Origin of the sequence: Actinomadura sp. WAC 06369 (genome assembly GCF_003947565.1) — a bacterium.
GTDB classification, from domain to species: Bacteria; Actinomycetota; Actinomycetes; order Streptosporangiales; family Streptosporangiaceae; genus Spirillospora; species Spirillospora rifamycini.
Window position 1 is genome coordinate 16,715 of record NZ_QHJN01000037.1, and the last position, 26,338, is coordinate 43,052.

Here is a 26,338-nt window from a genome sequence, read left to right on the forward strand (position 1 = left end):
GGCGCACATCGACTCCGAAACCCCCGCATCGCCGACAGCCGTGGGCGTCCGCCCATCTCGTCTCACATGATGAGATGCCAGGATTGAGTGATTAGCGTCACTCGAAAGCCGGTCATCTTCCTTCGCATACCACCCTTGCTTACGTTAATTAGCTCTGTGATAATCCCAACGAAAGTTGCAAATCGCCACAAGCTCCTGCAGAGCTGGACTGAATGGCACAAACCGCTCCAATAGGGTTGGCGCCGTCCGGGTGGGCGGCCGCGCGCCCGGAGGGGGTCGCCACAGGTCCGCTCCACCAGAGCGAGGGCAGCCGGAAAGGCCGTTGACGTGGACATCCTGGCCCGCGAGCCCAGGTACCCCGCGAACCTCCCGACACCGTGCCCGCAGACGTCTTCCGTGGACACCCGACTCGTGGACGACCTGTCCGTGGACCTCACCGGCCGCGCCGGCGGCGGCAGCCGCCACCGGCGACCCGCCCGGTCCGATGCAGTACGAGGGCGCTCCTGCGCCGGTCTCTTCCCCGTCGCCGACCTCCGGGATGTGCCGTGAGCATCGATGACCATCCGCTGACCGACCCCGCCCTGTCCGCCGTCGGCGACCCGGCCGTCCGGCCGCGTCTCGCCGCGGCCACCGAGGAGCTGATCGACGGCCTCGTCGCCCGCCCGTGGGGGCAGGCGTCCCCGTCGGTGTACGAGACCGGGCGCCTGGTGACGTTCGTGCCCTGGCTGAGCGGTCACGCGGAACGCGTCCGCTTCCTGCTGGAGACCCAGCGACCGGACGGCGCGTGGGGCGCGCCCGACGACGGGTACGCGATCGTCCCGACGCTGAGCGCGACCGAGGCGCTGCTGTCGGTGCTGGCCGCGCCGGACGGCGCCCGAGCGGACGGCGCCGCAGTCGCGCACGCGGCGGTGCGGGCCCTCGCGGCGGTGTCCGCCCGGATGTGCGGCCCGTCCGCCCCGGCCCTGGACCTGCCCGACCTGCCCGCCGTCGAGCTGATCGTCCCCGCGCTGGTCGAGCGGATCAACGCGTCGCTGCAGAGCCTGCGCGAGCGTCCGGTGCCGGGCCTGGAGGTATGGGCGGGGTACGCGCTGCCCCTCCCGGCGGGCATGGACTCCGCCAAGCTCGACCTCGTCCGGTCGCTCCTCGCCTCGGGGGCGGACGTCCCGCAGAAGCTCGTGCACGCGCTGGAGATCGCCGGGCCCGCGGCCGCCGGGCTGCCTGACCTGAGCCCGGAGCCCACCGGCACGATCGGCGCGTCCCCGGCCGCCACCGCCGCCTGGCTCGGGCACGGGCCGGTCGAGCCGAGCAGCCCGGCCCGCTGGTACCTGGAGACCGTCGTGGCCGAGCACGGCGGGCCCGTCCCGTGCGGCTTCCCGCTGACGGTGTTCGAGCGCGGGTGGGTGCTCGCGTGGCTGGCGCGCGCGGACGTCCCGTTCGCCGTCCCGCCGGAACTGGTGCTCAGCCTGACGACGCCGCTCGGCCCGCTCGGCACCTCCGCGGCGGACGGCCTGCCGGCGGACGCCGACACGACCTCGGGCGCCCTGTACGCGCTGGCGCTGCTCGGCGCGCCCCATCCGCCCGACGCGCTGCACGCCTACGAGCTGGACGCCCATTTCTGCACCTGGCAGGGCGAGGACGGCGCGTCGATCACGACGAACGCGCACGTCCTGGAGGCGTTCGGGCAGTACATGACGGCGCGCGGGGACGCCCTGGACGGCGCGGACGCGGCGCGGTACGCGGCGTCCGCGCGCAAGGCGGCGCGCTGGCTGCGCGGGCAGCAGGCCCCGGACGGGAGCTGGCTGGACCGCTGGCACGCGTCCCCGTTCTACGCGACGGCGTGCGCGGCCGTCGCGCTCGCCGGGTTCGGCGGCCCGGAGTCGGGCGGCGCGGTCGCGGCGGCGCGCCGGTGGGTGCTCGACGCCCAGCGGGAGGACGGGTCCTGGGGGCATTGGGAGGGCACCGCCGAGGAGACGGCCTACGCGGTGCAGCTGCTCCTGCTGACGGGCGGCATTCCCGACACCGGGACGCTGCGCGCGGTCGGCCGGGCCTGCCCGCTCCTGCTGCGCTCTCTCGCCGCGCCGGACGACGACGCGGAACCGGCGATGTGGCACGACAAGGATCTGTACCGCCCCGCCGCGATCGTGCGCGCGGCGGTCATCTCCGCGCTGGCCTTGGCGGGAGCGGCGACCGACTTTAGATAACGTGAATTACGACACAACACGACACGCAAGACGGACCCCTCAAATGCGACATTGCCGTCGTTGTTGACGGTTCACCTTGAGGGGGTATGGTCATGTTGCTAGTCTTCTACGCCGTATGGAACGGCGGCTGGCGGTCGCCTGTGCACCACTCACCGACCACACGCGAACCGTGCCGTTGAACCTGGCGGAAGCGGTTGCGGGTCAATTCACATATTGTTGGGGCGATAGTAATGCGCTTCCGCGACTCGCGCTTGAAAAAGGCGCCCGGAACACCGTTGCCTTCGGGCACGGCACTCCGGCGCCGCGCGTCCCGCGCGTCCCCGGGCGGTGACACCGTCCGAGCCGCCGTCGGCACCGCCCCCCGGCACGACGCACCGACCGGCGCGGCCCCGCAGGCGCCCCACGCCGGACGCACCCCCGGTGCGCGCCCGCGCCCCGCGGCGTCCGGCCGGTCACGGGCGCACCGCCGCCCCGCCCGGACGCGCGCGACGACCGCCTTCAGGGCCGAGACACGCTCCCGAGCGGAGGTTCCTCCGCGCGCCGTTCCACCGGGCGACGGGAAGCGTCCCGTGACCATCGAGCCGGAGGACCTGCCACCCGTGCCCGACATCCCCACCACACCGTCCGGACTGCCCGTCCGGGTGCCGCAGGCGAACCTTGCAGAGCCCCTGCGCACCGACGAAGCCGCCCCCGCTCCCCAGCCGGACGAGGACGCAGACCCCGGCCGCAGCCCCGAAGAGATCAAGCGGATCATGGGGGCGTACCAGCGCGGCGGTCGACGCGGTCGCGACGACGCGGCCGCGAACCTCGGCACTACAGCAGCGAAAGGCGAGGAAGAGCAGTGACGCAGAAGACGGGGTCCGCAACCGACCTGGGCTGGCTGCTGGACGACCTCGTCCGCAGGCTCCCGCACGCCCGTGGCGCGGTCGTCCTGTCGGCCGACGGGCTGCTCATGGCCTCCTCCGAGGGAGTGACGCAGGACGACGGCGAGCACCTCGCCGCCGTCGCGGCGGGCATGCAGAGCCTGGCGAAGGGCGCCGGAGTGCGCTTCGGCGGCGGCCCGGTCCGGCAGACGATCATCGAGATGCAGTCCGCGTTCCTGCTGGTCACGGTGGCCGGCAAGGGCGCGTGCCTGGCGGTCCTGGCCGGCGAGGAGGCCGACGTGGGCCTGATCGCCTACGAGATGGCGATGCTGGTCACGTCCATGGGCCACCACCTGACGACGCCGTCGCGGTCCGAGATCGCGGAGGACAAGGCCTGATGATGCCGCCCGAAGGCCCTCAACCCTGGCCGGACGAGCCGGGGCCGCGGCCGCCCGCCGGAGACGAGCCCCTCGACGACCGCGCGGGCCCCATGGTGCGCCCGTACGTGATGACCAGCGGGCGGATGGAACCCGCCCGCGGCAAGTTCGACCTCATCACGCTGGTGGTGGCGTCCAACCCCGAACCCGAGGGCGCCGTCGGCCTCGGCCCCGAGCACCTCGCGATCATCCGGCTGTGCCAGTCGGTGATGTCGGTGGCGGAGCTCACCGGCCACCTCGACCTTCCCGTCGCGACCGTCCGGGTCATGCTCGGCGACCTCCTCGACAAGGGGTACGTCATGATGCAGGAGCCCGAGCCGGAGGCGGACATGCACGACATCAGGCTCTACAAGGCGGTGATCGATGGTCTCCGGGCCCTCTAGTGTGCGCGCGCGTCGGCTGCCCACCGCGGTAAAGATCGTCATCGCGGGCGGTTTCGGGGTCGGCAAGACCACGATGGTCGGGACCGTCTCCGAGACCCGCCCCCTGCGGACGGAGGAGGTCCTCACCGACGAGAGCATCGGCGTCGACGACGTCTCCGGCGTCGAACGCAAGCAGACGACGACCGTCGCGATGGACTTCGGCCGCATCACCATGCAGGACGAGTACGTCCTGTACCTGTTCGGCACGCCGGGGCAGCAGCGGTTCTGGTTCATGTGGGACGAGGTCACGCTCGGCGCGCTCGGCGCGGTCGTCCTCGCCGACACCCGCCGCCTGTCCGACTGCTTCCCCTCGGTCGACTACTTCGAGCGCCGCAACACCCCCTTCATCGTCGCCGTCAACTGCTTCGAGGGCGCCCAGCAGTACGACCTCGAAGAGATCCAGATGGCCCTCAACCTGGGCCCGAAGGTTCCCGTCATGCTCTGCGACGCCCGCAAGCTCACCTCGTGCAAGGAGGTCCTCATCGACCTCGTCCTGCACGCCATGAAGGCCCGCGGCCTCACCGAAGAACAACCGGTCTGAGGCTCCCGGAAGCGCCGGTTGTGGCCCGCCGACTCCGTCGGCGGGCCACAACCGGCGCTGACTTTTCCCCGACCCGCAAGCCCGTGGCCCCACACCAAGAATCGGCACCCGTATCCCGCCGCGGGCGGCCCCCAGCCAGAGCGAACGGGAAACACTGCGATTGCGTCCGAAGGCAGGTTCGAGCGAAGCAAGAACCTGATCGCGCAGCGAGCCCCTAGGCGAGTCGGAGCGATGCAGCAATCGCGGCAAGGCCCGTTGAAGGAAGGCCCCCTTGGGCCTGACGCCGAGGGTCTTGCAATAAGCACGTGAGTCGGAGCGATGCAGCAATCGCACGCGGCGCCCGTTGAAGGAGGGCCCCCAGGGCCCGACGCCGAGGGCGCCGCCAGCTAACCCGTGCGGCTGACGACGTAGTCGCAGAGGGCGGTGAGGGCGTCGCGGGCGGGGTTGGCGGGGAGGGTGAGCAGTTCGGCGCGGGCGTCCTCGGCGACGCGGAGGAGGTCGGCGCGGGCACGGTCCATCGCGGGGTGGGCGCGCAGGAGGGCGAGGGCCTCGGCGTGGAGGGCGTCGTCGGTGAGGTCCTGGACGAGCAGGTCGCGGAGGCGCGCGTCGTCGGGGCCGGAGCCGACGCCGGCGAGGACGTGGTGCATCGGGAGGGTGCGGATGCCCTCGCGGAGGTCGGTGCCGGGGGTCTTGCCGGACTCCTCGGTCTCGGAGTCGATGTCGAGGATGTCGTCCGAGAGCTGGAAGGCGATGCCGATCTTCTCGCAGGCGGAGGTGACCGTGTCGACGGTCGAGGCGGGGGCGCCGGACAGGAGGGCGCCGAACTGGCCCGAGACCGCGATGAGGGACGCCGTCTTGTCGGCGAGGACCTGGAGGTAGTGCTTGAGGGGGTCGGCGCCCTCGGCGGGGCCGGTCGTCTCCTCGATCTGGCCGCGGACGAGGCGCGCGAACGCGCGGGCCTGGATGCGGACCGGCTCGGTGCCGAGGTCGGCGAGGAGGTCGGACGCGCGGGCGAACAGGTAGTCGCCGGTGAGGATCGCGCGGGTGTTGTCCCAGCGGACGTTCGCGGACTGGCGGCCGCGGCGGACGGTCGCCTCGTCCATGACGTCGTCGTGGTACAGGGTGCCGAGGTGGGTGAGCTCGACGACGACCGCGGCCGGGACGAGCCCGGCCGCGGTCGGGTCGCCGAAGTGCGAGGCGAGCGTCACCAGCATGGGCCGGAAGCGCTTGCCGCCCGCCTCGACGAGGTGCTTGGACGCCTCGTTGAGCAACGGGTTGTCGCTGCGGACCGAGTCGAGGAGCAGTTCCTCGACGGCGGCCAGGAACCGTCGGCTTTCGGCCGCGAGCGCCGAGTCCACGGGAAGCCCGAACGGGCCGGTCTCCTGCACGGCCGGCCCGCCGGACTCCTCAGCGAAGGCGTTGCTCACCCAAGACTCCCTACCGGACGAACATCTGCGTGGTGGCATCTCCCGCGAGGTCCAGAATCGGCTGCGGGAGCACGCCGAGTACCACAGTAGCCGTCACTCCGACCGCGACGACGATCGCGGTGGCCGGTGGGGCCACCACGACGGGGCCGTCGGCGTCCGGCTCGCTGAAGAACATGACGACGATCACGCGGACGTAGAAGAACGCGGCGACCGCGGAGGCGATGACGCCGACGACGACGAGGGGCGTCGCCCCGCCCTCGACGGCCGCCTTGAACACCGCGAACTTGCCGGTGAAGCCGCTGGTCAGCGGGATGCCGGCGAACGCCAGGAGGAACAGCGAGAAGACGCCGGCGACGACCGGGGAGCGCTTGCCGAGCCCGGCCCAGCGGGACAGGTGGGCCGCCTCGCCGCCCGCGTCCCGCACCATCGTGACGACGGCGAACGCGCCGATCGTGGTGAACCCGTAGGCCGCCAGGTAGAACAGCGACCCCGACAGGCCCTCCCGCGAGGTGGCGATCACGCCCATGAGCAGGAAGCCCGCGTGCGCGATGGACGAGTAGGCGAGCATCCGCTTGATGTCGGTCTGCGTGATCGCGATGATCGCGCCGACGACCATGGTGAGAATCGCCACACCCCACATGGCGGGCTCCCAGTCCCACTCGAGGGTCCCGAACGCGACGTAGTAGACGCGGAGGATCGCGCCGAACGCCGAGACGAGGGTGCAGGACGCCATGAGCGCGGTGATCGGGGTCGGCGCGCCCTGGTAGACGTCCGGCTTCCACATGTGGAACGGGACGCCGCCGAGCTTGAACAGCAGCCCGACGGTGAGGAGCGCGACGCCCGCGAGGAGGAGCGTCTCGCTGCCCGCGTCCCGGCTGATCTCCTGCGAGATCGCGGCGAGCGTGACCGATCCGGCGTAGCCGTAGAGGAGGGCGATGCCGTACAGGAAGAACGCCGACGAGAACGCGCCCAGCAGGAAGTACTTGACCGCCGCTTCCTGGGAGAGGAGGCGGCGGCGCCGGGCGAGGCCGCACAGGAGGTACAGCGGCAGGGACATGACCTCCAGGCCGATGAACATGGTCAGGAGGTCGTTGGACGCCGGGAAGATCAGCATGCCGCCGACGGCGAACATCATCAGCGGGTAGACCTCGGTCTGCACGATGCCCGCCGACTGCGTGCGCTGCTCGGCCTCGCTGCCGGGCAGCGCGGACGCCTGCGCGGCGAACGCCCCGCCGGCGCGGTCGCCGCCGCGCTCGGCGATCAGCAGGAGACTGACGAGCGCCAGCACCAGGATGGTGCCCTGCAGGAACAGGGTGGTGCCGTCGACGCCGAGGGCCCCCTCGGCGACGACGTGGTGCGGGGCGCCGTCCCACGCCAGCGCGACCGTCCAGACGAACCCGCCGAGCAGGCCGAGGAACGCGAGCGGGACCTGGAGCCGGGGCCGCCAGGCGCGGCCGGCGAACGCCTCGACCAGCACCCCGAGGACGGCGACGCCGAGGACGATCAGCAGCGGGCCGATCTCCGCGTACTCGATGTGCGGCGCCGGGATGTCGGCGCCCTGCGCGAGGGTGCTCATGGACGGGCTCCGTTCTCGGCGACGTTGGTCGGTGCGGGGTCATGCTGGTCGACCCGCACCAGCGTCTGTTCGACGGACGGGTTGATGACGTTCAGCACCGGCTGCGGGAAGAAGCCCATCGCGACGATGATCGCGAGGATGGGCGCGATGGCCCACTTCTCCCGGGCGGTGAGGTCCTTCATCCCCTCGACCGCCGGGGCCTTGGGGCCGCCCATGGTGCGCTGGTACGTCCACAGGATGTAGATCGCGGCGAGGACGACGCCGCTGACGGCGAGGGCCCCGGCCCACTCGTACCGGCTGAACGTGCCGACGATCACGAGGAACTCGGACACGAACGTGGACAGGCCGGGCAGCGACAGGCCGGACAGGCCCGCGATGAGGAACGCCCCGGCGAGGACGGGCGCGGCCTTCTGCACGCCGCCGTAGTCGCCGATCCGCGCCGACCGCCGCCGGACGATCATGAAGCCGACGATCAGGAACAGCGCACCGGTCGAGAACCCGTGGTTGATCATGTAGAGCGCGGCGCCGGACTGCCCCTGCGAGGTCATCGCGAAGATGCCGAGCACGATGAACCCGAAGTGGGAGACCGAGGTGTAGGCGACGAGGCGCTTCAGGTCGACCTGCCCGATCGCGAGGACCGCGCCGTAGATGATGCTGAGGACCGCGAAGCCGAGGACCACCGGGGTGGCCCACGTGGCGGCGCCCGGGAACAGCTCCAGGCAGAACCGCAGCATCCCGTACGTGCCGACCTTGTCGAGGACGCCGACGATGAGGACGAGCGCGCCCGCCGGGGCCTGCTGCGCGGCGTCCGGCAGCCAGGTGTGCACCGGCACCATCGGCGCCTTGATCGCGAAGGCGATGAAGAAGCCGAGGAACAGCCACTTCGCGGTGGTCGGGTCGATGTTCAGCTGCGTCAGCTCGGAGAACAGGAACGTCCCCTGCCCGAGCCCGCCCTCGGCTTCCGGCTTCGCCGACAGCGGGTACAGCCAGATCACCGCGACGAGCATGATCAGCCCGCCGAACAGCGAGTACAGCAGGAACTTGACCGCCGCGTAGGAGCGCTGGGCGCCGCCGAAGTACCCGATGATGAAGTACACCGGGATGAGCATCGCCTCGAAGAAGACGTAGAAGAGGAACACGTCGGTCGCCGCGAAGACGCCGATCATGGCCGCTTCCAGCGTCAGCAGCAGCGCGAAGTACGTCTTGACGGACCGCTTGGCGGGGACGTCGACGCCCCCGGAGCGGTCGTCCTCGTTCCAGGACGCCAGCATGACGAGCGGGACGAGGATCACCGACAGCACGATCAGCGTGAGGGCCACGCCGTCGACGCCGACCGCCCAGTGGACCCCGAAGGACGGGATCCAGTCGTACTTCTCCTCGAACTGGAACCGGGCGCCGCCCGGGTCGAACGAGGCCGCCATGACCAGGGTGAGCACCCCGACCACGGTCGAGACCCCGAGCGCGAACCGCTTGACCAGCGCGTCCCTCGACGGCAGCGCCGTGAGGACGGCGGCGCCCACCAGCGGCAGCGCGATGAGGACGGTCAGCCAGGGAAGGTCGCTCATGACACGTTCACCACCAGGAGGGCGGCCACCACGACGGCGGCGCCCGCGAACATCGAGAGTGCGTAGGACCGGGCGAAGCCCGTCTGGATCCGGCGGAGCCGGCCGGAGCCGCCGCCGATGCCGGCGGCGATGCCGTTGACGGCGCCGTCGACGCCGCGCCCGTCGAACCAGACCGCGAGGCGGGTCAGCCACTGGCCGGGCCGCATCAGCAGCGACTCGTTGATGGCGTCGCCGTACAGGTCCTTGCGGGCCGCGACGGTGAGGAACGACCCGGCGGGCTGCTCGCGCGGCACCTTGCGGGCGCCGTACTGCCGCCAGGCGATCGCCGCGCCGAGCAGCACCAGCACGAACGTGGCGATGCCGGGGCCGGTGAGCGCCTGGAAGTGGTGCTCCTCCTCGGGGTGGCCGACGACCGGCTCGAGGAAGGACCCGAACCCGCCGAGGACCAGGAACCCGCCCGCGAACAGGGAGCCGACGGACAGCAGGATCAGCGGGACGGTCATGACCTTCGGCGACTCGTGCGGGTGGACGTCGTCCGCCCAGCGCTTCTCGCCGAAGAACGTCATGAACATGACGCGGGACATGTAGTAGGCGGTGATCGCGGCGCCGAGCATCGCGCAGCCGCCGAGGATGTACCCGGACGTGCCGCCCTTGTGCAGGGCCGTCTCGATGATGACGTCCTTGGTGAACCAGCCGGACAGGCCCGGGAACCCGATGATCGCGAGGTAGCCGAGCCCGAAGGTCGCGTAGGTGATCGCCATGACGCCGCGGAGCGCGCCGTAGTGGCGCATGTTGACGTCGTCCTTGGTGCCGTGCATGACCGAGCCGGCGCCGAGGAACAGGCCCGCCTTGAAGAAGCCGTGCGCGATGAGGTGCGCGATGGCGATGACGTACCCGGCCTTGCCGAGCCCGGCGGCGAGCGTCATGTAGCCGATCTGCGACATCGTCGACCCGGCGAGGGCCTTCTTGATGTCGTCCTTGCCGCACCCGATGATCGCACCGGCGAGCAGCGTGGCGGCGCCGACGATCGTGACGACGAGCTGCGCGGTGGTCGACAGCTCGAAGATCGGCCCGGACCGGACGATCAGGTAGACGCCCGCGGTGACCATCGTCGCCGCGTGGATGAGCGCCGACACGGGCGTCGGGCCCTCCATGGCGTCCAGCAGCCAGGACTGCAGCGGGAGCTGCGCCGACTTGCCGCACGCGCCGAGCAGGAGCAGCAGCGCGACGGCGGTGGCCGTCCCGGTGCTCAGCTCGGCGGCGAGGCCGGCGTGCTCGGCGCCCTCACCGAGCACCTCGGTGAAGTCGACCGAGCCGAGCGCGCTGAACAGCAGCGCGATCGCCAGGATCAGCCCCATGTCGCCGACGCGGTTGACGACGAACGCCTTCTTCGCGGCGGTCGCGGCGGTCGGCTTGTGCTGCCAGAACCCGATGAGCAGGTACGAGGCGAGGCCGACGCCCTCCCAGCCGATGAAGAGCACGACGAAGTTGCCGCCCAGGACGAGCAGCAGCATCGCGGCCACGAACAGGTTCAGGTACGCGAAGAACCTGCGCCGGTCGGGGTCGTGCTCCATGTAGCCGATGGAGTAGATGTGGATCAGCGATCCCACACCGGTGATCAGCAGGACGAAGCTGATGGACAGCGGGTCCACCAGCAGGTCCATGCCGACGTTGAACGCCCCGACGTCGATGAAGTCCCACAGGTGCAGGGTGCGGCGCCGCTCTTCGGCGTCGTATCCGAGCATCTGGGCGAACATCGCCGCGCCGACGACGAACGATCCGACCGACATGGCGACGCCGAGCAGGTGCCCCCAGCGGTCGGTGCGCCTCCCCCCGAGGAGGAGGATCGCGGCGCCCGCGAGCGGCAGCGCGATCAGGAGCCAGGCCGCGGCCTGGATGCCTTCGGCTTGCATCCCCGCCCTCTCAGTACTTCAGCAGGTTCACGTCGTCGACCGACGAGGACCTGCGGGTCCGGAAGATGGTCATGATGATCGCCAGACCCACCACGACCTCCGCGGCGGCCACCACCATCACGAAGAAGGCGATGATCTGGCCGTCCAGGTTGCCGTGCATGCGGGAGAACGACACGAACGCGAGGTTCGTCGCGTTCAGCATGAGCTCGACGCACATGAACACCACGATCGCGTTGCGCCGCACGAGGACGCCGACCGCTCCGATGGTGAACAGGACCGCCGAGAGCGCCAGGTAGTGCTCCGGGCTCATTTACCGGCCTCGCCTTCGTTGCCCTGCGCGGACCCGCCGGCCGCGGGACCGCCCGCGGCCGGGGAGCCCGTCTTGACGACGCGCGACTCGGCGTCGGCGTCCTCCGCCTCGTGGGTGGCGGCCCGCACGGCGGCGACGTCCGCCTCGGCCGCCTCGGTCTCGGTCCCGCCGTGCAGGTCGGCGTGCCGCTGCGCCGTGTCGGTGCGGGCGGCGATGACCGGGTTGACCGACAGTTCCGACGGGGTCCCGTCGGGCAGCAGCGCCGGCATGTCGACGGCGTTGTGCCGGGCGTAGGTGCCCGGACCGGGCAGCGGGCCCGGGTGCTCGCCCGTCCGGAACCGGCGCTCGGACAGGTCCCGCTGCGTCGGCTTCGGCTCGGTGCGCTCGCGGTGCGCCAGCACCATCGCGCCGAGCGCCGCCGTGATCAGCAGGGCGCTGGTCGCCTCGAACGCGAACACGTACTTGGAGAACAGCAGCCGGGCCAGCCCGACGATGTTGCCCTCGGCGTTCGCGGCGGCGAGCCCCGCGGAGTCGCCCAGCGCGGCGTTGCCGATCCCGGCGCCGACCAGGCCGATGAAGCCGAGCGCGGCGACCACCGCCCAGAAGCGCTGCCCCCGGATCGTCTCGACGAGCGAGTCGGTCGAGCTGACGCCGACGACCATCATCACGAACAGGAACAGCATCAGCACGGCGCCGGTGTAGACGATCACCTGGACGAACGCCAGGAACGGCGCGTGCTGCAGCGCGTAGATCGCGGCGAGCGAGAGCATCACGGTCGCCAGCAGCAGCGCCGAGTGCACCGCCCGCCGCATGAAAATCATGCCGAGTGCGGCGCCGACCGACACGATGGCGAGGAGCCAGAAGAAGAACGGCTCCCCCGCCTGCTTGTCGGCGACCTCCGCCGCGAGCGCCTCGGCCGCGAGGACGTGCCCGTTCACTTCCGGTCACCGCCCTTGCGCGCCTTCTTGCCCTTCTCGGCGGCCGCGGCCTGGTCGGCGCTCGCCCGTCCGCCGCCCTCGGACGGGACGGTCGGTGCGGACGCGGCCTCGGAGTCCTCCAGGCCGAGCCGGTAGTAGTCCTCCTCGGTGTCGCCGAGCCGCATCTCGTGCGGCGGCGGCTCCATGCCCTCGCGCAGCGGCGCCAGCAGCATGTCCTTGGTGTAGATGAGGCTCTCGCGGCTGTCGTCGGCGAGCTCGTACTCGTTCGTCATCGTCAGCGCCCGGGTGGGGCACGCCTCGATGCAGAGCCCGCACAGGATGCAGCGCAGGTAGTTGATCTGGTAGACGCGGCCGTACCGCTCGCCGGGCGAGTAGCGCTCGTCGGCGGTGTTGTCGGCCCCCTCCACGAAGATCGCGTCGGCCGGGCACGCCCAGGCGCACAGCTCGCAGCCGACGCACTTCTCCAGGCCGTCCGGCCACCGGTTGAGCTGGTGGCGGCCGTGGAAGCGCGGCGCGGTGGGCCGCTTCACCTCGGGGTACTGAACGGTCTCGCTCTTGCTGAACATCTGGTGGAACGAGACCCCGAACCCCTTGACCGGATTCAGGAAATCAGTGAGTCCCACTGGTGACCTCCTCAGGAGGGGTGTCGATCGTGGACGGCCCGGGCGGCGTCTGGACTCGCGCGGCGGCGCCCCGGCCGTGGTAGTGCGGCGCGTCCATCGGAGGCACCGGGAACCCGCCCTCCGCCGCGCCGCCCGCGCCCGCGGCGGAGGCGCCGCCCGCCGCGGGACCGCCCGCGCCGCCGGCGCCGCGCTTCGCGGCCTCCTTGTCGTCGTCACCGCCGCGGATCATCTCCCACAGCACGGTGAGGACGAGGACGATCGCGGCGGCCACCGCGGCGGCGATCACGATCTGCCGCATGTCGTAGCCCTCGTTGCGGAGCCCGCGGATGGTGGCGACCAGCACGATCCAGGCGATGGAGAAGGGCATCAGCACCTTCCACCCGAGCTTCATCAGCTGGTCGTAGCGGACGCGCGGGAGCGAGGCCCGCAGCCACACGAAGAACCAGATGAACAGCCAGACCTTGACCAGGAACCACAGCACCGGCCACCAGCCGGAGTTGGCGCCCGCCCAGAACGTGGAGATCGGCGCCGGGGCCCGCCAGCCGCCGAGGAACAGCGTGGTGGCGAGCGCCGACAGCGTCGCGAGGTTGATGTACTCGGCGAGGAAGAACATCGCGAACTTCAGCGACGAGTACTCGGTGTGGAAGCCGCCGACCAGCTCGCCCTCGCCCTCGGGGAGGTCGAACGGGATGCGGTTCGACTCGCCCATCATCGTGATGACGTAGACGATGAACGACGGCAGCAGCAGCACCGCGAACCACTTGTCGTGCTGCGCCGCGACGATCTCCGACGTGGACATCGACCCGGCGAACAGGAACACGGCCACGAACGACAGCGCCATCGCGATCTCGTAGGAGATCACCTGCGCGGACGAGCGGAGCCCGCCGAGCAGCGAGTACGGCGACATCGACGACCAGCCCGCCAGCACGATGCCGTAGACGCCCATGGACGCCATCGCCAGCACCAGCAGGACCGCGACCGGGAGGTCGGTGCCCTGCAGCGGCGTCTGGTGGCCGAACACCGACACCGTCGGCCCGAACGGGATGATGGCGAAGGAGATGAAGGCCGGGACCGCCGCCATGATCGGCGCCAGGACGAACACGACCTTGTCGACCTGGCGCGGGACGATGTCCTCCTTCAGCGCCAGCTTGATGCCGTCGGCGAGGCCCTGCAGCAGGCCCTGGGGCCCGGCGCGGTTCGGGCCGACGCGCAGCTGCATCCGGCCGATGACGCGCCGCTCGACCCACATCGACAGCAGGACGGTCAGCACCAGGAAGACGAAGATGACCAGGACCTTGCCGCCGATCAGCCACCACGGGTCCTTGCCGAAGTCGGCGAGCGTGGGATCGGCCGGCGCGGCGAGCGGCGCGGCCGCGAGCGGGCTCATTCGGTGCCTCCAGCGTTGATCTGCACGACGCTCCCCGCGACCGCGCCGAGGTCCCGGTGGAGGGCGCAGCCGGCCGAGTTCGTCGGCAGCCACACCACCCGGTCGGGCAGGTCGGCGCTGATCTCCAGCGGGAGCGTGACCGACCCGCGGCCGGTCGAGACCGTCACGGAGCCGACGCCGTCGACCGGACGGGCGCCGATCTCCTCGGCCGTCGCGGGCGACAGCCGCGCCACCGCGCCCTTCGCGGTGCCGGCGAGGAACGGCTCGCCGTCCTGCAGCCGGCCCCGGTCGAGCAGCAGCCGCCACGTCGCCACGACCGCCTCGCCGCGGCCCGGCTCGGCCGGGACCGCCTGCGGGACGTTCGGGGCGTCGGGCCGCTCGCCGCGGTGCGCGCCGAGGTCGGTCAGCTCGCGGCGGGCCGCCTCCGGGCCGGGCAGCCCGAGGTGGACGTCCATCTCGTCGGCGAGCGCGTTCAGCACCCGCAGGTCCGACAGCGTCCCCGCCGACTTCAGCACGACGTCGAACGGGCGGCCGCGGCCCTCCCAGTCGACGAACGTCCCGGACTTCTCCGCGACGGTCGCGACGGGCAGCACCACGTCGGCGCGGTCGGTGACGGCGCTCGGCCGCTGCTCCAGGCTCACCACGAACGGGACGGCCTCGATCGCGCGGAGCGCGGCCTCCGGGTCGGCGAGGTCGCCGGGGTCGACGCCGCCGACCAGCAGCGCGCGGCGCTCGCCGCGCGCCGCCGCCGCGAGGACGGCCTCGGCGTCCAGGCCCGGGGCCGCGGGCAGCTCGGCGACGCCCCACGCCCGCGCGACCTCCGCGCGGGCGGCGCCGTCGGCGACCGGGCGGCCGATCGGCAGCAGCCCGGGCAGCGCCCCGGCCTCCACCGCGCCGCGCTCCCCGGCCCGGCGCGGCACCCAGGCGAGCCGGGCGCCGGTGGCCTTGGCCAGCCGGACCGCCGCCGACAGGGCGCCGGGGCTGCCCGCGAGCCGCTCGCCGGCGAGGACGACCGCGCCGGGCGTCTCCAGCAGCCCCCGGACGTCCGCGAACGCGTCGTCGGAGATGAGCGCGCCGATCGTCTCGGCCTCGGCCCCGGGGCGGGTCGGCAGCAGCGTCCCGCCGACCTTCTCCAGGCCGCGGGTCGCGAACGGCGCCGCCGCGTACACCTTCAGGTTCTTCTTGCGGAACGCCTTGCGGAGCCGCAGGAAGACGATCGGCGACTCCTCCTCGGGCTCGAACCCGGCGAGCAGGACGACCGGCGCCTTCTCCAGGTCGGCGTAGGAGACCTCGATCGAGCGGCCCGCGACGGACGAGGCGAGGAAGTCGGCCTCTTCCGCCGACATCGGGCGCGCCCGGAAGTCGACGTCGTTCGTGCCGAGCGCGATCCGCGCGAACTTGGCGTAGGCGTAGGCGTCCTCAAGGGTGCCGCGCCCGCCGGGCAGCACCCCGGCCGAGCCGCGCGCCGCCGCGAGGCCGCGCGCCGCGATCGTGAGCGCCTCCGGCCAGGACGCGGCCTCCAGCTCCCCGTCCTCGTTCCGGACGAGCGGGTGCGTGAGCCGGTCCGGCTGGGTGCCGTAGGTGAACGCCCAGCGGCCCTTGTCGCAGTTCCACTCCTCGTTGACCTGCGGGTCGTCCCCGGCCAGCCGGCGGGTGATCTTCCCGCGCCGGTGGTCGGTGCGCAGCGCGCAGCCGGACGCGCAGTGCTCGCAGGTGCTCGGCTGCGAGACGAGGTCGAACGGCCGCGACCGGAACCGGTAGGCGGCGCCGGTCAGCGCCCCGACCGGGCAGATCTGCACGGTGTTGCCGGAGAAGTACGACTGGAACGGCTTGCCGTCCGCGGCGCCGACCTGCTCCTTGGCGCCGCGCTCGAACAGGTCGATGAACGCGTCCCCGGCGATCTGGTCGGAGAACCGGGTGCAGCGGGCGCACTGGATGCAGCGCTCCCGGTCGAGCAGCACCTGGCTGGACAGCGGGATCGGCTTGGGGAACGTCCGCTTGGTCTCGGTGAACCGGGACTCGCCGCGCCCGTTGGACATCGCCTGGTTCTGCAGGGGGCACTCGCCGCCCTTGTCGCAGATCGGGCAGTCCAGCGGGTGGTTGATCAGCAGCAGCTCCATGACCCCGTGCTGCGCCTTGTCGGCGACCTTCGAGGTGAGCTGCGTCTTGACGACCATGCCGGGCATGACCGTGGTCGTGCAGGACGCCGCGGGCTTCGGCATGCCGCGCCCGTTGCCCATGTCCGGCACCTCGACCAGGCACTGGCGGCAGGCGCCGACCGGGTCGAGCAGCGGGTGGTCGCAGAACCGCGGGATCTGGATGCCGAGCAGTTCGGCGGCCCGGATGACGAGCGTGCCCTTCGGCACCTCGATCTCGAAGCCGTCGATGGTGACCTGCACCATCTCTTCGGCGGGGGCGACGTTCTGCTTGTCGCCGGAGGTAACAGTCATCAGGCACCTGCCCAAACGGTGGACTTGGCCGGGTCGAAGGGGCAGCCGCCCTGCTCGAAGTGCTGCAGGTACTCGTCCCGGAACAGCTTGATGGACGAGACGACCGGGCTCGTCGCGCCGTCGCCGAGCGCGCAGAACGAGCGGCCGAGGATGTTGTCGGACAGGTCGAGGAGGGTCTCGAGGTCCTCCTCCTCGCCCTTGCCGGCCTCCAGCCGCTTGAGCATCTGCTTGTACCAGTACGTGCCCTCGCGGCACGGCGTGCACTTGCCGCACGACTCGTGCGCGTAGAACTCCGACCAGCGCAGCACGGCCCGGACGACGCAGGTCGTCTCGTCGAAGATCTGCAGGGCGCGGGTGCCGAGCATCGACCCCGCGGCCCCGACGGACTCGAAGTCCAGCGGGACGTCCAGGTGCTCGTCGGTGAAGATCGGCGTGGACGAACCGCCGGGCGTCCAGAACTTGAGCCGGTGGCCCTCGCGGATCCCGCCCGCCATGTCGAGGAGCTCGCGCAGCGTGATGCCGAGCGGCGCCTCGTACTGGCCGGGCCGGGTGACGTGCCCCGACAGCGAGAAGATCCCGAAGCCCTGGGACTTCTCGGTGCCCATCGAGGCGAACCATTCCGGCCCGTTCCCGACGATCGAGGGAACCGACGCGATCGACTCGACGTTGTTGATGACGGTGGGCCCGCCGTACAGGCCCGCCACGGCCGGGAAGGGAGGCTTCAGCCTGGGCTGACCGCGGAACCCCTCCAGCGAGTCCAGCAGCGCCGTCTCCTCGCCGCAGATGTAGGCGCCGGCGCCGCTGTGGACGACGACGTCCAGATCGAAGCCGGAGCCGAGGATGTCCTTGCCGAGGTATCCCGCCTCGTACGCCTCCGCGACGGCCTGGTGCAGCCGCCGGATGACGTGCAGCACCTCGCCGCGGACGTAGATGAACGCCTGGTTCGACCTGATCGCGTACGAGCTGATGATGACGCCCTCGACGAGGACGTGCGGGTTGGCCATCATCAGCGGGATGTCCTTGCACGTGCCCGGCTCGGACTCGTCCGCGTTCACCACCAGGTAGCGCGGGTTCGGGCTGCTCGGCGGCAGGAAGCCCCACTTCATGCCGGTGGGGAACCCGGCGCCGCCGCGGCCGCGCAGGCCGGAGTCCTTCACCTGCTGGACGATGTCGTCCGGGGCCATCCCCAGCGCCTTGCGCAGCGCCGTGTAGCCGCCCTCGCGCTCGTAGCCGGCGCGGGTGAAGGAGTCGGCCTGATCCCAGTTCTTCGTGAGGATCGGGGTGAGCGTCGTTCCTGGTCGCGCGGTCACTTGTTGCGCCCCTCCTGCGTTCCCGGCTTCACGTCGCCGCCGATGGGCTTGCCGGGCTCGTTCGGCGGCGGGTCGGTGACCTCGGACGGCCGCACCGGCTCGTCCGGCCGCGCCGCCTCGACGTCCGCCGGCGGGGCCGCCCAGCCGCGCCGCTTCGCCAGCTCCAGCCCGCGCAGCGACTCCGGTCCGGCCTGGACGCCCTCGCCCGCGCGGCCGTCGGGGAACCCGGCGAGGACGCGCGACGCGTCCTTCCAGCCGCACAGCTTGCCCGGCCCGCGCGAAGGAAGGACTTCCTTACCGGAGCGCAGGTCGTCGACCAGCTCCTTGGCCTTCGCGGGAGTCATGTTGTCGAAGAACTCCCAGTTGACCATCATCACGGGCGCGAAGTCGCAGGCCGCGTTGCACTCGATCCGCTCCAGGCTGACCTTGCCGTCCGGGGTGGCCTCGTCGTGGCCCACCCCGACGTGCTCGGACAGCTCGTCCCAGATCTGGTCGCCGCCCATCACCGCGCACAGCGTGTTGATGCACACGCCGACGTGGTACTCGCCGACCGGCGCGTGCTTGTACTGCGTGTAGAACGTCGCGACGCCGGTCACCTGCGCGGCCGTGATCCCGAGCTGCTCGGCGCAGAACTCGATGCCGTCCTGCGTGACGTGCCCGTCCACCGACTGCACCAGGTGCAGCAGCGGCAGCAGCGCCGACCGCGGCTTCGGGTACCGCGCGATGATCTCCTTGGCGTCCCGTTCGAGCCGGACGCGCACGTCCGTTTCGTACGTCATCGGTCCACTCCCCCCATGACCGGGTCGATGCTCGCCACGGCCGCGATGACGTCCGCGATCATGCCGCCCTCCGCCATCGCGGGCGTCGCCTGCAGGTTGACGAAGGACGGCTCGCGGAAGTGCACCCGGTACGGGCGGGTGCCGCCGTCGCTGACCACGTGCGCCCCGAGCTCGCCGCGCGGCGACTCGATCGGCGCGTACGCCTGCCCGGCCGGGACCCGGAAGCCCTCCGTCACCAGCTTGAAGTGGTGGATCAGCGCCTCCATCGAGGTGCCCATGATGTGCGCGATGTGGCGGGGCGAGTTGCCCATGCCGTCCGCGCCGATCGCCAGCTGCGCGGGCCAGCCGATCTTCTTGTCCTCGATCATCACGGGCCCCTTGACCGACTGCAGCCGCTCGTAGCACTGCTCGACGATCTTGAGGGACTCCTCCATCTCCTGCATGCGCACGAGGTAGCGCCCGTAGACGTCCGCGCTCTCCTGCGTGGCGACCTCGAAGTCGTACGTCTCGTAGCCGCAGTAGGGCTGCGACTTGCGAAGATCCCACGGGAGGCCGGTCGCGCGGAGCACGGGCCCGGTGATGCCGAGCGCCATGCAGCCGGTAAGGTCCAGGTACGCGACGTCCTTCGTGCGCGCCAGGTAGACGGGGTTGGCGTCCATCAGCTTCCGCAGCGCCTGGATCCGCTTCGGCATCCGGTCCAGATAGTCGCGGATCTTGCTGAGCGCACCGCTGGGAAGGTCCTGGGCGACGCCGCCCGGACGGACGTACGCCATGTTCATGCGCAGGCCCGTGATCTCCTCGAAGAGATCGAGGGTGTACTCGCGCTCCAGGAAGCCGTTGAGCATGACCGTCGTCGCGCCCAGCTCCAGGCCGAACGTGGCGATCGCCACGAGATGCGAGGAGATGCGGTTGAGCTCCATCATCATCACGCGGATGATCTGCGCCCGCTCCGGCACCCGGTCGGTGACGCCGAGCAGCTTCTCCACGCTCATGCAGTACGCCGTCTCGTTGAAGATCGGCGCGAGGTAGTCCATGCGCGTGCAGAACGTCGTGCCCTGCGTCCAGGTGCGGTACTCCATGTTCTTCTCGATGCCGGTGTGCAGGTACCCGATGCCCACCCGGCACTCGGTGACCGTCTCACCGTCGAGGGTCAGGATCAGCCGGAGCACCCCGTGCGTGGACGGGTGCTGCGGCCCCATGTTGACGACGAGGCGCTCGTCGCCGCCGTCCTCGGCACCGGACACGACCTTGTCCCAGTCCTGCCCGCCCACGTCGAAGACGCGGCCCTCGGCCGCCTCCTCGGCGGCGTAGGCGTCGTATTCGGTGTACTTCGTGCTGCTCACGTGTACGACCTCCGCTCGTCCGGAGGCGGGATCTCCGCTCCGCGGTACTCGACGGGGATGCCGCCGAGGGGGTAGTCCTTGCGCTGCGGGTGGCCGACCCAGTCGTCGGGCATCTCGATGCGGGTGAGCGCCGGATGCCCGTCGTAGACGATGCCGAAGAAGTCGTACGTCTCCCGCTCGTGCCAGTCGGCCGTCGGGTAGACCGGCACGAGCGACGGCAGGTGCGGGTCCGCGTCGGGGCAGGTCGTCTCCAGCCGGACGCGCCGGTTGTGCGTGATCGACAGCAGGTGGACGACCGAGTGCAGCTCGGCGCCCGTGTCGTCGGGGTAGTGCACGCCCGAGACGCTCGAGCAGAGCTCGAACCGGAGCGCGGGGTCGTCCCGCATCGTCCGCGCGAGCTCCAGGAGGTGGTCGCGCCGCACGTGGAACGTCAGCTCGCCGCGGTCGACGACGACGCGCTCGACCGCGTCGCCGAACCGCGGGTAGGCGCGTTCCAGAGCGTCCGCGACGTCGTCGAACTCACCGGCCTCGGCGGTGCCGCCCGGCCCGCCGTACGGGCGCGGCGCCGACACCTTCGGCGACTGCCGGACGACCAGGCCGCCGTACCCGGAGGTGTCGCCGGTGGTGTTCGCGCCGAACATCCCCTTCCGGACGACCGGCTGCTCGCGGCGCTCGTCCTCGGCCTGCGCGGGCAGCCGGTCCGCCGCCTGCTCGGCCTGCTGCTCGGGATTCTGCGAACTCATCGATCAGGCCCCCTGTCCCAGGAGCGGAAGCCGTCGCCGCTTAGCCTCTTCCAGCTCCTCGATCTGCTTCGCGCGCTGCGGGCCCAGCTTGGTGTTGTTCACCTGGTCGTGCAGCTTGAGGATCGCGTCGATGAGCATCTCCGGGCGCGGCGGGCAGCCGGGGAGGTAGATGTCCACGGGGACGATGTGGTCGACGCCCTGCACGATCGCGTAGTTGTTGAACATGCCGCCGGACGAGGCGCAGACGCCCATCGCGATGACCCACTTGGGCTCGGTCATCTGGTCGTAGATCTGCCGCAGCACCGGCGCCATCTTCTGGCTCACCCGGCCCGCGACGATCATCAGGTCGGCCTGCCGCGGCGTCGCCGACGCGCGCTCCATGCCCCAGCGGGAGAAGTCGTGCTTGGGGTCGCCGGCCGCCATCATCTCGATCGCGCAGCACGCCAGGCCGAACGTCGCCGGCCACATCGAACTGGCCCGTGCCCATCCCGCGACCTGCTCGACCGTGGTCAGCAGGAACCCGCTGGGCAGTTTCTCTTCAAGACCCATGTCAGTCCCACTCCAGACCGCCGCGCCGCCACACGTAGGCGTACGCCACAAGCAAGGTGACGATGAAAAGCACCATCTCGATGAGAGCGAAGATCCCCATCTGGTCGAAAGCGACGGCCCAGGGGTAGAGGAAGACGATCTCGATGTCGAAGATGATGAACAGCATTGCCGTCAGGTAGTACTTGATCGGGAAACGTCCCCCGCCCACCGGCTGCGGGGTCGGCTCGATGCCGCACTCGTAGGCGTCCAGCCGGGCGCGGTTCCAGCGCTTCGGGCCGGTGAGCGAGGCCATCGCCACTGAGCCGACCGCGAAGAGGGCGGCGAGCACCCCCAGCACAATGATCGGTACATAGAGATCCATGGTCTCTACTGCCTCTCCTCGGAACGTACGACGCTGTACGGGGCGACGTGACCCTTTACACGCTCGTGACATCTGTCACGAGCACGGTCCGCCACCCTAGCCAAGGTGACCAATAGCACTCCCCTCAGGGGGTCGGGTACGTCGAATCAACCCGCTCACCTGCCGAAACTTTGCGCTCATGGAGCGCTCCTCGGATACCTCAAGCCGCCGGCGCCACCTTCTGCATCGCATTGATGACCCGGTCCATCGCGTCGCCGCCCTTGGGGTCGGTGAGGTTCGCGAGGAGCTTCAGGGTGAACCGCATCAGGGTGGGGTGGGGCAGGCCGTGCGCGGTGAGGAACTTCATCACGCGCGGGTCCCCGATGGCCTGGACGAACACGCGGGCCAGCGTGAAGTACCCGCCGTGCTCGTCCTTCAGGATGCGCGGGTACTCGTGCAGCGTCCGCTCGCGCTGCGCGGGGGTGCGGCGCGCCAGCGCCTGCACCATGATGTCGGCGGCCAGCCGCCCGGACTCGAGCGCGTAGTCGATGCCCTCGCCGTTGAACGGGTTGATCATGCCGCCGGCGTCGCCGACGAGCAGCATCCCGCGGGTGTAGTGCGGCTGCCGGTTGAAGCCCATCGGGAGCGCGGCGCCGCGGATCGGGCCGGTGGCGTGCTCCTCGGAGAACCGCCACTCCTCCGGCATCTGCGCGCACCAGCGCTTCATCATGCCGCGGTAGTCGACGTTCTGGAACGCCTTGCTCGTGTTGAGGAGGCCGAGTCCGACGTTGGACGTCCCGTCTCCCACGCCGAACACCCAGCCGTAGCCGGGCAGGAGGCGCTCGCCGTCCCACAGTTCGAGCCACGCCTCCATGTACTCGTCGTCGTGGCGCGGGGTCTCGAAGTAGCGGCGGACGGCGACGCCCATCGGCCGGTCCTCGCGGCGGCGCAGCCCCATCGCGAGCGACAGCCGGGTCGAGTTGCCGTCGGCGGCGACGACGAGCGGGGCGCGGAACTCGGTCTCCTCGCCCTCGTACTTCGCGGTGACGCCGGCGATCCGGTCGGTGCGCTCGTCCAGGATCGGGCCGGTGACGTTGCAGCCGGTCAGCAGCTTGGCCCCGGCCTTCGCGGCGTGCTCGGCGAGGAGCTGGTCGAGGTCGGTGCGCTTCCGGACGAGCCCGTAGTCGGGGAAGCTCGCGAGCTCCGGCCACGGCAGCTCCACCTTCACGCCGCCGCCGTAGATCCGCAGCCCCTTGTTGCGCCCCCAGCCGGGGTCGTTGATGTCGACGCCCATGCCGATCAGGGCGCGGACGGCCCGCGGCGTGAGCCCGTCGCCGCAGATCTTGTCGCGGGGGAACGTGGCCTTCTCCAGCAGCAGCACGTCGAGGCCGGCTTGGGCGAGCCAGTACGCGGTGGACGATCCGGCGGGGCCCGCCCCGACGACGATGACATCGGCGTGTCGGGTGGAGTCGGTCACGATGGTCCTCTTCGTTCGTTCGCTTGTGAAGTACTTCACAAGGTTCCGGTGGGGAGTCTATTCCTTTATCACGGTCAGTGGGTACCTCTGGGCCGTTCCCGTTTTGGACCGGTCCCAGGACCGCCGGGCCGCGGGGGCGGTCAGCCCGGGTTCGTGGCGTGGTGCATCGCGGCCACCCCGAACGTGAGGTTCCGCCAGCGCACCGCGTCCCAGCCGGCCTCCTGGAGCAGCCGCGCCAGCGCCGCCTGGTCCGGCCAGGCGAGCGTCGACTCGGCCAGGTACCGGTAGGAGTCGGGGTTGGAGCTGACCCGCGCGAGCAGCGGCAGCCCGAACTTCAGGTGGGCGCGGTGCCCGAACGCGAGCAGCGGGTTCGGGGGGTGGCTGACCTCGCACACCAGGAGGCGCCCGCCGGGGCGCGTCACCCGGCGCAGCTCGCGCAGCGCGCGGACGGTGTCGGCGACGTTGCGGAGGCCGAACGAGATCGTGACGGCGTCGAACGCGCCGTCCGCGAAAGGGAGGCGCAGCGCGTCCCCGGCGACGAAGCTCAGCCGCGCCGTCCCCGCCTGCCGCCGCACGCCGACGCGCAGCATGCCGAGGGAGAAGTCGCAGGCCACGGTGGAGGCGCCCGCGTCGGCGAACGGCACCGAGGACGTCCCGGTCCCGGCCGCGAGGTCGAGGACCCGCTCGCCCGGCCGCGCGTCCAGCGCCCGGACGGCCTCCCGCCGCCACCGCCGGTCCCGGCCGCCGGTCATCAGCGTGTTGAGCAGGTCGTACCGCTCGGCGGTGCCGTCGAACATCGCCGCGACGTCGGCGGGCTTCTTATCCAGTGAGGCGCGGGTCATGGCCCCAGCCTAAGAGGCGGGGGCGAGAGGGCGTGCGGCGCCTCGGCGCCAGGGGCTCAGGCGGCCCCGCGGGGGGCCGCTACGCGTCTTCCTTCGTGCGGCTCGCCTGGAACCTCCGCCACCGGCCGTCGACCGCGGCCGAGAGCCGGTCGCGCTGCGCGGACAGCAGCACGTAGCTGATGACCCCGCTGATCAGCAGCGCGAGCATCAGGAGCAGGAAACCGCGGGCGCCGAACAGCGCGAGCACCCCGGCGGTCGCCGCGAAGATCGCGAACCGCGCGATGGTGTAAAGGATTACGGAACGCATGGCCCCTCGACTCTACCCGCCCCTTTCCGTGGCCCCGCAGCAGGTGGGGCGGGACGGGCGGCGGGCGGCGGGACGGGCGGCGGGGCCTCAGCCGTAGATGTCCCGGAACAGCGCCGGGTCGACGTTGCCGCCGGACAGGATCGAGACGTACGTGCGCGCACCGGGCAGCTCGTCGCGGTGGAACAGGTACGCGGCGGTCGCGACCGCGCCGCCCGGTTCGGCGATCAGCCGCGCCTCGCGGGCGAGCCGCCGCATCGCGTGCCGGATCTCGTCCTCGGTGACGGTGAGGACGCCGTCCACGTGCTCGCGCAGGTGCGCGAACGGCAGCTCGCCGATCCGCTGGACGCGCAGCGCGTCGGCGATCGTCCGTCCGGTCTCCTCGGCGTCCCAGCCGACGGGGTGCCCCGCGTGGAACGAGTCGCGCGCGTCCGCCGCCAGCTCGGGCTCCACGCCGAACACCTTCGCCTCCGGGCGCACCGCCTTCACCGCCGCCGCGACGCCCGCGAGCAGGCCCCCGCCGCTCACCGGGACGAGCACGACGTCGACGTCCGGGCGGTCCCGGACGATCTCGAGCCCGCAGGTGCCCTGGCCCGCGATCACCCGGGGGTCGTCGTAGGGCGGGATGAGCGAGAAGCCGTGCGCGGCGGCGAGCTGGGCGGCGGTCTCCTCGCGCGCCGCCGAGTTGGGCTCGACGTACACGATCTCGGCGCCGAGCGCGACGCACGCGTCCACCTTCACGGCCGGAGTGGTGTGCGGCATGACCAGGACGGCCCGGATTCCGAGCGCGCGCGCCGAGAACGCCACGGCCTGGGCGTGGTTGCCACTAGAGTGCGTCACCACCCCGCGCGCGCGTTCGGCCTCGGGGAGCTGCGCGATGGCGGTGTGGGCGCCGCGGAGCTTGAACGCGCCGATCGGCTGCAGCGACTCGGCCTTCACCAGCAGAGCCGGGCCGCCGGGGTCGCCCGGGAACGGGACGAGCGGGGTACGGACGGCGACGCCCGCGAGCCGTTCGGCGGCCCGCTCGATCTCCGCCAAGGTCACAAGATCGGACATGCTCCGGAGACTATTGCGTCGCCGCCGTCCGCGCGGCCGTCACGGCCGTGACACGGCAGGTCAGCCGGGGTCGGGGTGGCGGCTGTGACCCATGACGTGGTCACCGAGCGTCATCGCTCCAGCTCGCAGAACTACAGCCTGTCATGTTTTGCGAAAACAAGGGAGAAATCGGTCTTGACCCGCCACACTGTAAACAGTCCACCCGCGCCGAGAGCGGGACAAAGGGGGAGAGAAAACGTGGAGAGCACGAGCGAGCGCCTGCTGACCCCAGGAGAGGTCGCCGCCCTCTTCCGGGTCGATCCGAAAACGGTCACCCGCTGGGCCGCGGCGGGCCGGATCAGCAGCATCCGGACCCCCGGAGGGCACCGCCGCTTCCGGGAGTCCGAGGTCCACGCGCTGCTGCGGGGCGAAGAGCCGGTGGGGAGCCACCCCGCGCACTGACCCGGCCTCCGGCCAGGTCCGTTCGACCGGGAAGTCCGCGCGGGGGACGGCGGTCCGCGCCCGTCGCCCCTCCCGCCGCCCGGCACGCGACACCGGTTCTCGGGGGAACCGGTTCCGGAGCCGGCCCGGCGCCCGCGCACGCCCGGCACGCTCCACCCGCCGGCCCCGGCCGGCAGAGCGGGCGGCCTACTCCTCCTCCGCCTCGCCCGCCTTCCACTGCTCGAACCTGCGCAGCAGCTCCGCGTCGCCCTCCCGCCAGCCGCGCCGCCGCTCCGCCAGCTCCTCCTCGGTCAGCGACTGCGCGCGCAGCCGGTCGTAGTCGGGGTCGTCCGGGCCGACCTCCACGTAGGCGTCGGCGATGACGCGCCCCTCGCCCGCCCCGTCCTCACCGGGTTCGGCGAGCACGCTGTGCGGGACCCGGAGCGTGCCGTCGGGGAGCCGGATCACGTACATCGTCGATCACCATCGCCTGCCATCACGGGATCCTCTGAAGTGTGCCGC

26 protein-coding genes are annotated in these 26,338 nt (G+C 71.5%); 6 read left to right on the forward strand and 20 right to left on the reverse strand.

Going from position 1 to position 26,338, the window contains the following annotated elements:
* Nucleotides 1-545 precede the first annotated feature (545 nt).
* The 5 genes from DMH08_RS12880 to DMH08_RS12905 all read left to right on the forward strand — a co-directional run bounded on the left by DMH08_RS12880 (nucleotide 546) and on the right by DMH08_RS12905 (nucleotide 4,464).
* Nucleotides 546-2,201, forward strand: a complete 1,656-nt coding sequence (locus DMH08_RS12880; protein WP_233617558.1) for a prenyltransferase/squalene oxidase repeat-containing protein — start codon at nucleotides 546-548, stop codon at nucleotides 2,199-2,201.
* 569 nt (nucleotides 2,202-2,770) lie between these two features.
* Nucleotides 2,771-3,046 (forward strand): hypothetical protein, encoded by a 276-nt coding sequence (locus tag DMH08_RS12890; protein ID WP_026403326.1) that lies wholly within the window; start codon nucleotides 2,771-2,773, stop codon nucleotides 3,044-3,046.
* Nucleotides 3,043-3,462, forward strand: a complete 420-nt coding sequence (locus tag DMH08_RS12895) for a roadblock/LC7 domain-containing protein (protein WP_125614055.1) — start codon at nucleotides 3,043-3,045, stop codon at nucleotides 3,460-3,462. Before DMH08_RS12890 ends, DMH08_RS12895 begins: the two co-directional genes overlap by 4 nt.
* Nucleotides 3,462-3,884, forward strand: a complete 423-nt coding sequence (locus DMH08_RS12900; RefSeq protein WP_125614057.1) for a DUF742 domain-containing protein — start codon at nucleotides 3,462-3,464, stop codon at nucleotides 3,882-3,884. Before DMH08_RS12895 ends, DMH08_RS12900 begins: the two co-directional genes overlap by 1 nt.
* Entirely contained in the window at nucleotides 3,865-4,464 is a 600-nt protein-coding gene (locus tag DMH08_RS12905) for a GTP-binding protein (protein WP_034518675.1), read from the forward strand. Before DMH08_RS12900 ends, DMH08_RS12905 begins: the two co-directional genes overlap by 20 nt.
* A 386-nt stretch (nucleotides 4,465-4,850) precedes the next feature.
* On the opposite strand, the gene DMH08_RS12910 is transcribed toward DMH08_RS12905, so the two are convergent.
* The 19 genes from DMH08_RS12910 to DMH08_RS13000 form a co-directional block, all read right to left on the reverse strand.
* Complete coding sequence (locus DMH08_RS12910) at nucleotides 4,851-5,891, reverse strand: polyprenyl synthetase family protein (RefSeq protein WP_442778636.1); 1,041 nt, start codon at nucleotides 5,889-5,891, stop codon at nucleotides 4,851-4,853.
* A 10-nt stretch (nucleotides 5,892-5,901) separates the two neighbouring features.
* Complete coding sequence (nuoN, locus tag DMH08_RS12915; protein ID WP_026403321.1) at nucleotides 5,902-7,467, reverse strand: NADH-quinone oxidoreductase subunit NuoN; 1,566 nt, start codon at nucleotides 7,465-7,467, stop codon at nucleotides 5,902-5,904.
* Nucleotides 7,464-9,032, reverse strand: a complete 1,569-nt coding sequence (locus DMH08_RS12920; protein ID WP_026403320.1) for an NADH-quinone oxidoreductase subunit M — start codon at nucleotides 9,030-9,032, stop codon at nucleotides 7,464-7,466. The genes nuoN and DMH08_RS12920 overlap by 4 nt, the downstream gene beginning before the upstream one ends.
* Nucleotides 9,029-10,945, reverse strand: coding sequence for an NADH-quinone oxidoreductase subunit L (nuoL, locus tag DMH08_RS12925; RefSeq protein WP_026403319.1), 1,917 nt, complete (start codon nucleotides 10,943-10,945; stop codon nucleotides 9,029-9,031). Before nuoL ends, DMH08_RS12920 begins: the two co-directional genes overlap by 4 nt.
* Before the next feature lie 10 nt (nucleotides 10,946-10,955).
* A complete protein-coding gene (gene nuoK, locus DMH08_RS12930; RefSeq protein WP_125614060.1) occupies nucleotides 10,956-11,255 on the reverse strand; it encodes an NADH-quinone oxidoreductase subunit NuoK in 300 nt (99 codons plus the stop codon).
* A complete protein-coding gene (locus tag DMH08_RS12935) occupies nucleotides 11,252-12,193 on the reverse strand; it encodes an NADH-quinone oxidoreductase subunit J (protein ID WP_026403317.1) in 942 nt (313 codons plus the stop codon). Before DMH08_RS12935 ends, nuoK begins: the two co-directional genes overlap by 4 nt.
* Complete coding sequence (gene nuoI, locus DMH08_RS12940; RefSeq protein ID WP_026403316.1) at nucleotides 12,190-12,816, reverse strand: NADH-quinone oxidoreductase subunit NuoI; 627 nt, start codon at nucleotides 12,814-12,816, stop codon at nucleotides 12,190-12,192. Before nuoI ends, DMH08_RS12935 begins: the two co-directional genes overlap by 4 nt.
* Complete coding sequence (gene nuoH, locus DMH08_RS12945; RefSeq protein WP_026403315.1) at nucleotides 12,803-14,203, reverse strand: NADH-quinone oxidoreductase subunit NuoH; 1,401 nt, start codon at nucleotides 14,201-14,203, stop codon at nucleotides 12,803-12,805. The genes nuoI and nuoH overlap by 14 nt, the downstream gene beginning before the upstream one ends.
* Entirely contained in the window at nucleotides 14,200-16,653 is a 2,454-nt protein-coding gene (locus DMH08_RS12950) for an NADH-quinone oxidoreductase subunit G (protein WP_125614063.1), read from the reverse strand. The genes nuoH and DMH08_RS12950 overlap by 4 nt, the downstream gene beginning before the upstream one ends.
* A complete protein-coding gene (nuoF, locus tag DMH08_RS12955; RefSeq protein ID WP_026403313.1) occupies nucleotides 16,653-17,963 on the reverse strand; it encodes an NADH-quinone oxidoreductase subunit NuoF in 1,311 nt (436 codons plus the stop codon). Before nuoF ends, DMH08_RS12950 begins: the two co-directional genes overlap by 1 nt.
* Complete coding sequence (nuoE, locus tag DMH08_RS12960; RefSeq protein ID WP_125614065.1) at nucleotides 17,960-18,742, reverse strand: NADH-quinone oxidoreductase subunit NuoE; 783 nt, start codon at nucleotides 18,740-18,742, stop codon at nucleotides 17,960-17,962. The genes nuoF and nuoE overlap by 4 nt, the downstream gene beginning before the upstream one ends.
* On the reverse strand, nucleotides 18,739-20,013 hold the full coding sequence (locus tag DMH08_RS12965; protein WP_199747766.1) for an NADH-quinone oxidoreductase subunit D: 1,275 nt from the start codon (nucleotides 20,011-20,013) through the stop codon (nucleotides 18,739-18,741). The genes nuoE and DMH08_RS12965 overlap by 4 nt, the downstream gene beginning before the upstream one ends.
* Before the next feature lie 68 nt (nucleotides 20,014-20,081).
* Nucleotides 20,082-20,828: an NADH-quinone oxidoreductase subunit C gene (locus tag DMH08_RS12970; protein WP_026403311.1), complete on the reverse strand. Its 747-nt coding sequence runs from the start codon at nucleotides 20,826-20,828 to the stop codon at nucleotides 20,082-20,084.
* A 3-nt stretch (nucleotides 20,829-20,831) separates the two neighbouring features.
* The gene (locus tag DMH08_RS12975; RefSeq protein WP_026403310.1) at nucleotides 20,832-21,377 is read right to left on the reverse strand and encodes a NuoB/complex I 20 kDa subunit family protein; all 546 of its coding nucleotides are present in this window, start codon (nucleotides 21,375-21,377) and stop codon (nucleotides 20,832-20,834) included.
* Between the two features lies 1 nt (nucleotide 21,378).
* Nucleotides 21,379-21,738: an NADH-quinone oxidoreductase subunit A gene (locus tag DMH08_RS12980; RefSeq protein WP_026403309.1), complete on the reverse strand. Its 360-nt coding sequence runs from the start codon at nucleotides 21,736-21,738 to the stop codon at nucleotides 21,379-21,381.
* Nucleotides 21,739-21,937: 199 nt separating this feature from the next.
* Entirely contained in the window at nucleotides 21,938-23,194 is a 1,257-nt protein-coding gene (locus DMH08_RS12985) for a geranylgeranyl reductase family protein (protein WP_026403308.1), read from the reverse strand.
* A 140-nt stretch (nucleotides 23,195-23,334) separates the two neighbouring features.
* Nucleotides 23,335-24,036 carry a demethylmenaquinone methyltransferase gene (locus DMH08_RS12990; RefSeq protein ID WP_125614068.1) on the reverse strand — a complete coding sequence of 234 codons (702 nt, stop codon included), beginning with the start codon at nucleotides 24,034-24,036 and terminating at the stop codon, nucleotides 23,335-23,337.
* Between the two features lie 79 nt (nucleotides 24,037-24,115).
* A complete protein-coding gene (locus tag DMH08_RS12995) occupies nucleotides 24,116-24,343 on the reverse strand; it encodes a DUF4229 domain-containing protein (protein ID WP_034518670.1) in 228 nt (75 codons plus the stop codon).
* Between the two features lie 87 nt (nucleotides 24,344-24,430).
* The gene (locus DMH08_RS13000) at nucleotides 24,431-25,396 is read right to left on the reverse strand and encodes a threonine ammonia-lyase (protein ID WP_026403306.1); all 966 of its coding nucleotides are present in this window, start codon (nucleotides 25,394-25,396) and stop codon (nucleotides 24,431-24,433) included.
* 237 nt (nucleotides 25,397-25,633) lie between these two features.
* On the opposite strand from DMH08_RS13000, the gene DMH08_RS13005 reads away from it, so the two are divergent.
* Nucleotides 25,634-25,837 (forward strand): BldC family transcriptional regulator, encoded by a 204-nt coding sequence (locus DMH08_RS13005; RefSeq protein ID WP_125614071.1) that lies wholly within the window; start codon nucleotides 25,634-25,636, stop codon nucleotides 25,835-25,837.
* 186 nt (nucleotides 25,838-26,023) lie between these two features.
* Here the strand turns inward: DMH08_RS13005 and DMH08_RS13010 are convergent, their stop codons facing one another.
* The gene (locus DMH08_RS13010; RefSeq protein ID WP_026403304.1) at nucleotides 26,024-26,290 is read right to left on the reverse strand and encodes a hypothetical protein; all 267 of its coding nucleotides are present in this window, start codon (nucleotides 26,288-26,290) and stop codon (nucleotides 26,024-26,026) included.
* Nucleotides 26,291-26,338 lie beyond the last annotated feature (48 nt).

Coding starts and splice junctions, on each gene's coding strand:
- nuoN (WP_026403321.1), bottom strand. CDS start 7,467: ATGAGCACCCTCGCGCAGGGCGCCGACATCCCGGCGCCGCACATCGAG.
- DMH08_RS12995 (WP_034518670.1), bottom strand. CDS start 24,343: ATGCGTTCCGTAATCCTTTACACCATCGCGCGGTTCGCGATCTTCGCG.
- nuoK (WP_125614060.1), bottom strand. CDS start 11,255: ATGAGCCCGGAGCACTACCTGGCGCTCTCGGCGGTCCTGTTCACCATC.
- DMH08_RS12905 (WP_034518675.1), top strand. CDS start 3,865: ATGGTCTCCGGGCCCTCTAGTGTGCGCGCGCGTCGGCTGCCCACCGCG.
- DMH08_RS12920 (WP_026403320.1), bottom strand. CDS start 9,032: ATGAGCGACCTTCCCTGGCTGACCGTCCTCATCGCGCTGCCGCTGGTG.
- nuoL (WP_026403319.1), bottom strand. CDS start 10,945: ATGCAAGCCGAAGGCATCCAGGCCGCGGCCTGGCTCCTGATCGCGCTG.
- DMH08_RS12980 (WP_026403309.1), bottom strand. CDS start 21,738: ATGGATCTCTATGTACCGATCATTGTGCTGGGGGTGCTCGCCGCCCTC.
- DMH08_RS12900 (WP_125614057.1), top strand. CDS start 3,462: ATGATGCCGCCCGAAGGCCCTCAACCCTGGCCGGACGAGCCGGGGCCG.
- nuoH (WP_026403315.1), bottom strand. CDS start 14,203: ATGAGCCCGCTCGCGGCCGCGCCGCTCGCCGCGCCGGCCGATCCCACG.
- DMH08_RS12990 (WP_125614068.1), bottom strand. CDS start 24,036: ATGACCCGCGCCTCACTGGATAAGAAGCCCGCCGACGTCGCGGCGATG.
- DMH08_RS12970 (WP_026403311.1), bottom strand. CDS start 20,828: ATGAGTTCGCAGAATCCCGAGCAGCAGGCCGAGCAGGCGGCGGACCGG.
- DMH08_RS13010 (WP_026403304.1), bottom strand. CDS start 26,290: ATGTACGTGATCCGGCTCCCCGACGGCACGCTCCGGGTCCCGCACAGC.
- DMH08_RS13000 (WP_026403306.1), bottom strand. CDS start 25,396: ATGTCCGATCTTGTGACCTTGGCGGAGATCGAGCGGGCCGCCGAACGG.
- DMH08_RS12975 (WP_026403310.1), bottom strand. CDS start 21,377: ATGGGTCTTGAAGAGAAACTGCCCAGCGGGTTCCTGCTGACCACGGTC.
- nuoE (WP_125614065.1), bottom strand. CDS start 18,742: ATGACGTACGAAACGGACGTGCGCGTCCGGCTCGAACGGGACGCCAAG.
- DMH08_RS12950 (WP_125614063.1), bottom strand. CDS start 16,653: ATGACTGTTACCTCCGGCGACAAGCAGAACGTCGCCCCCGCCGAAGAG.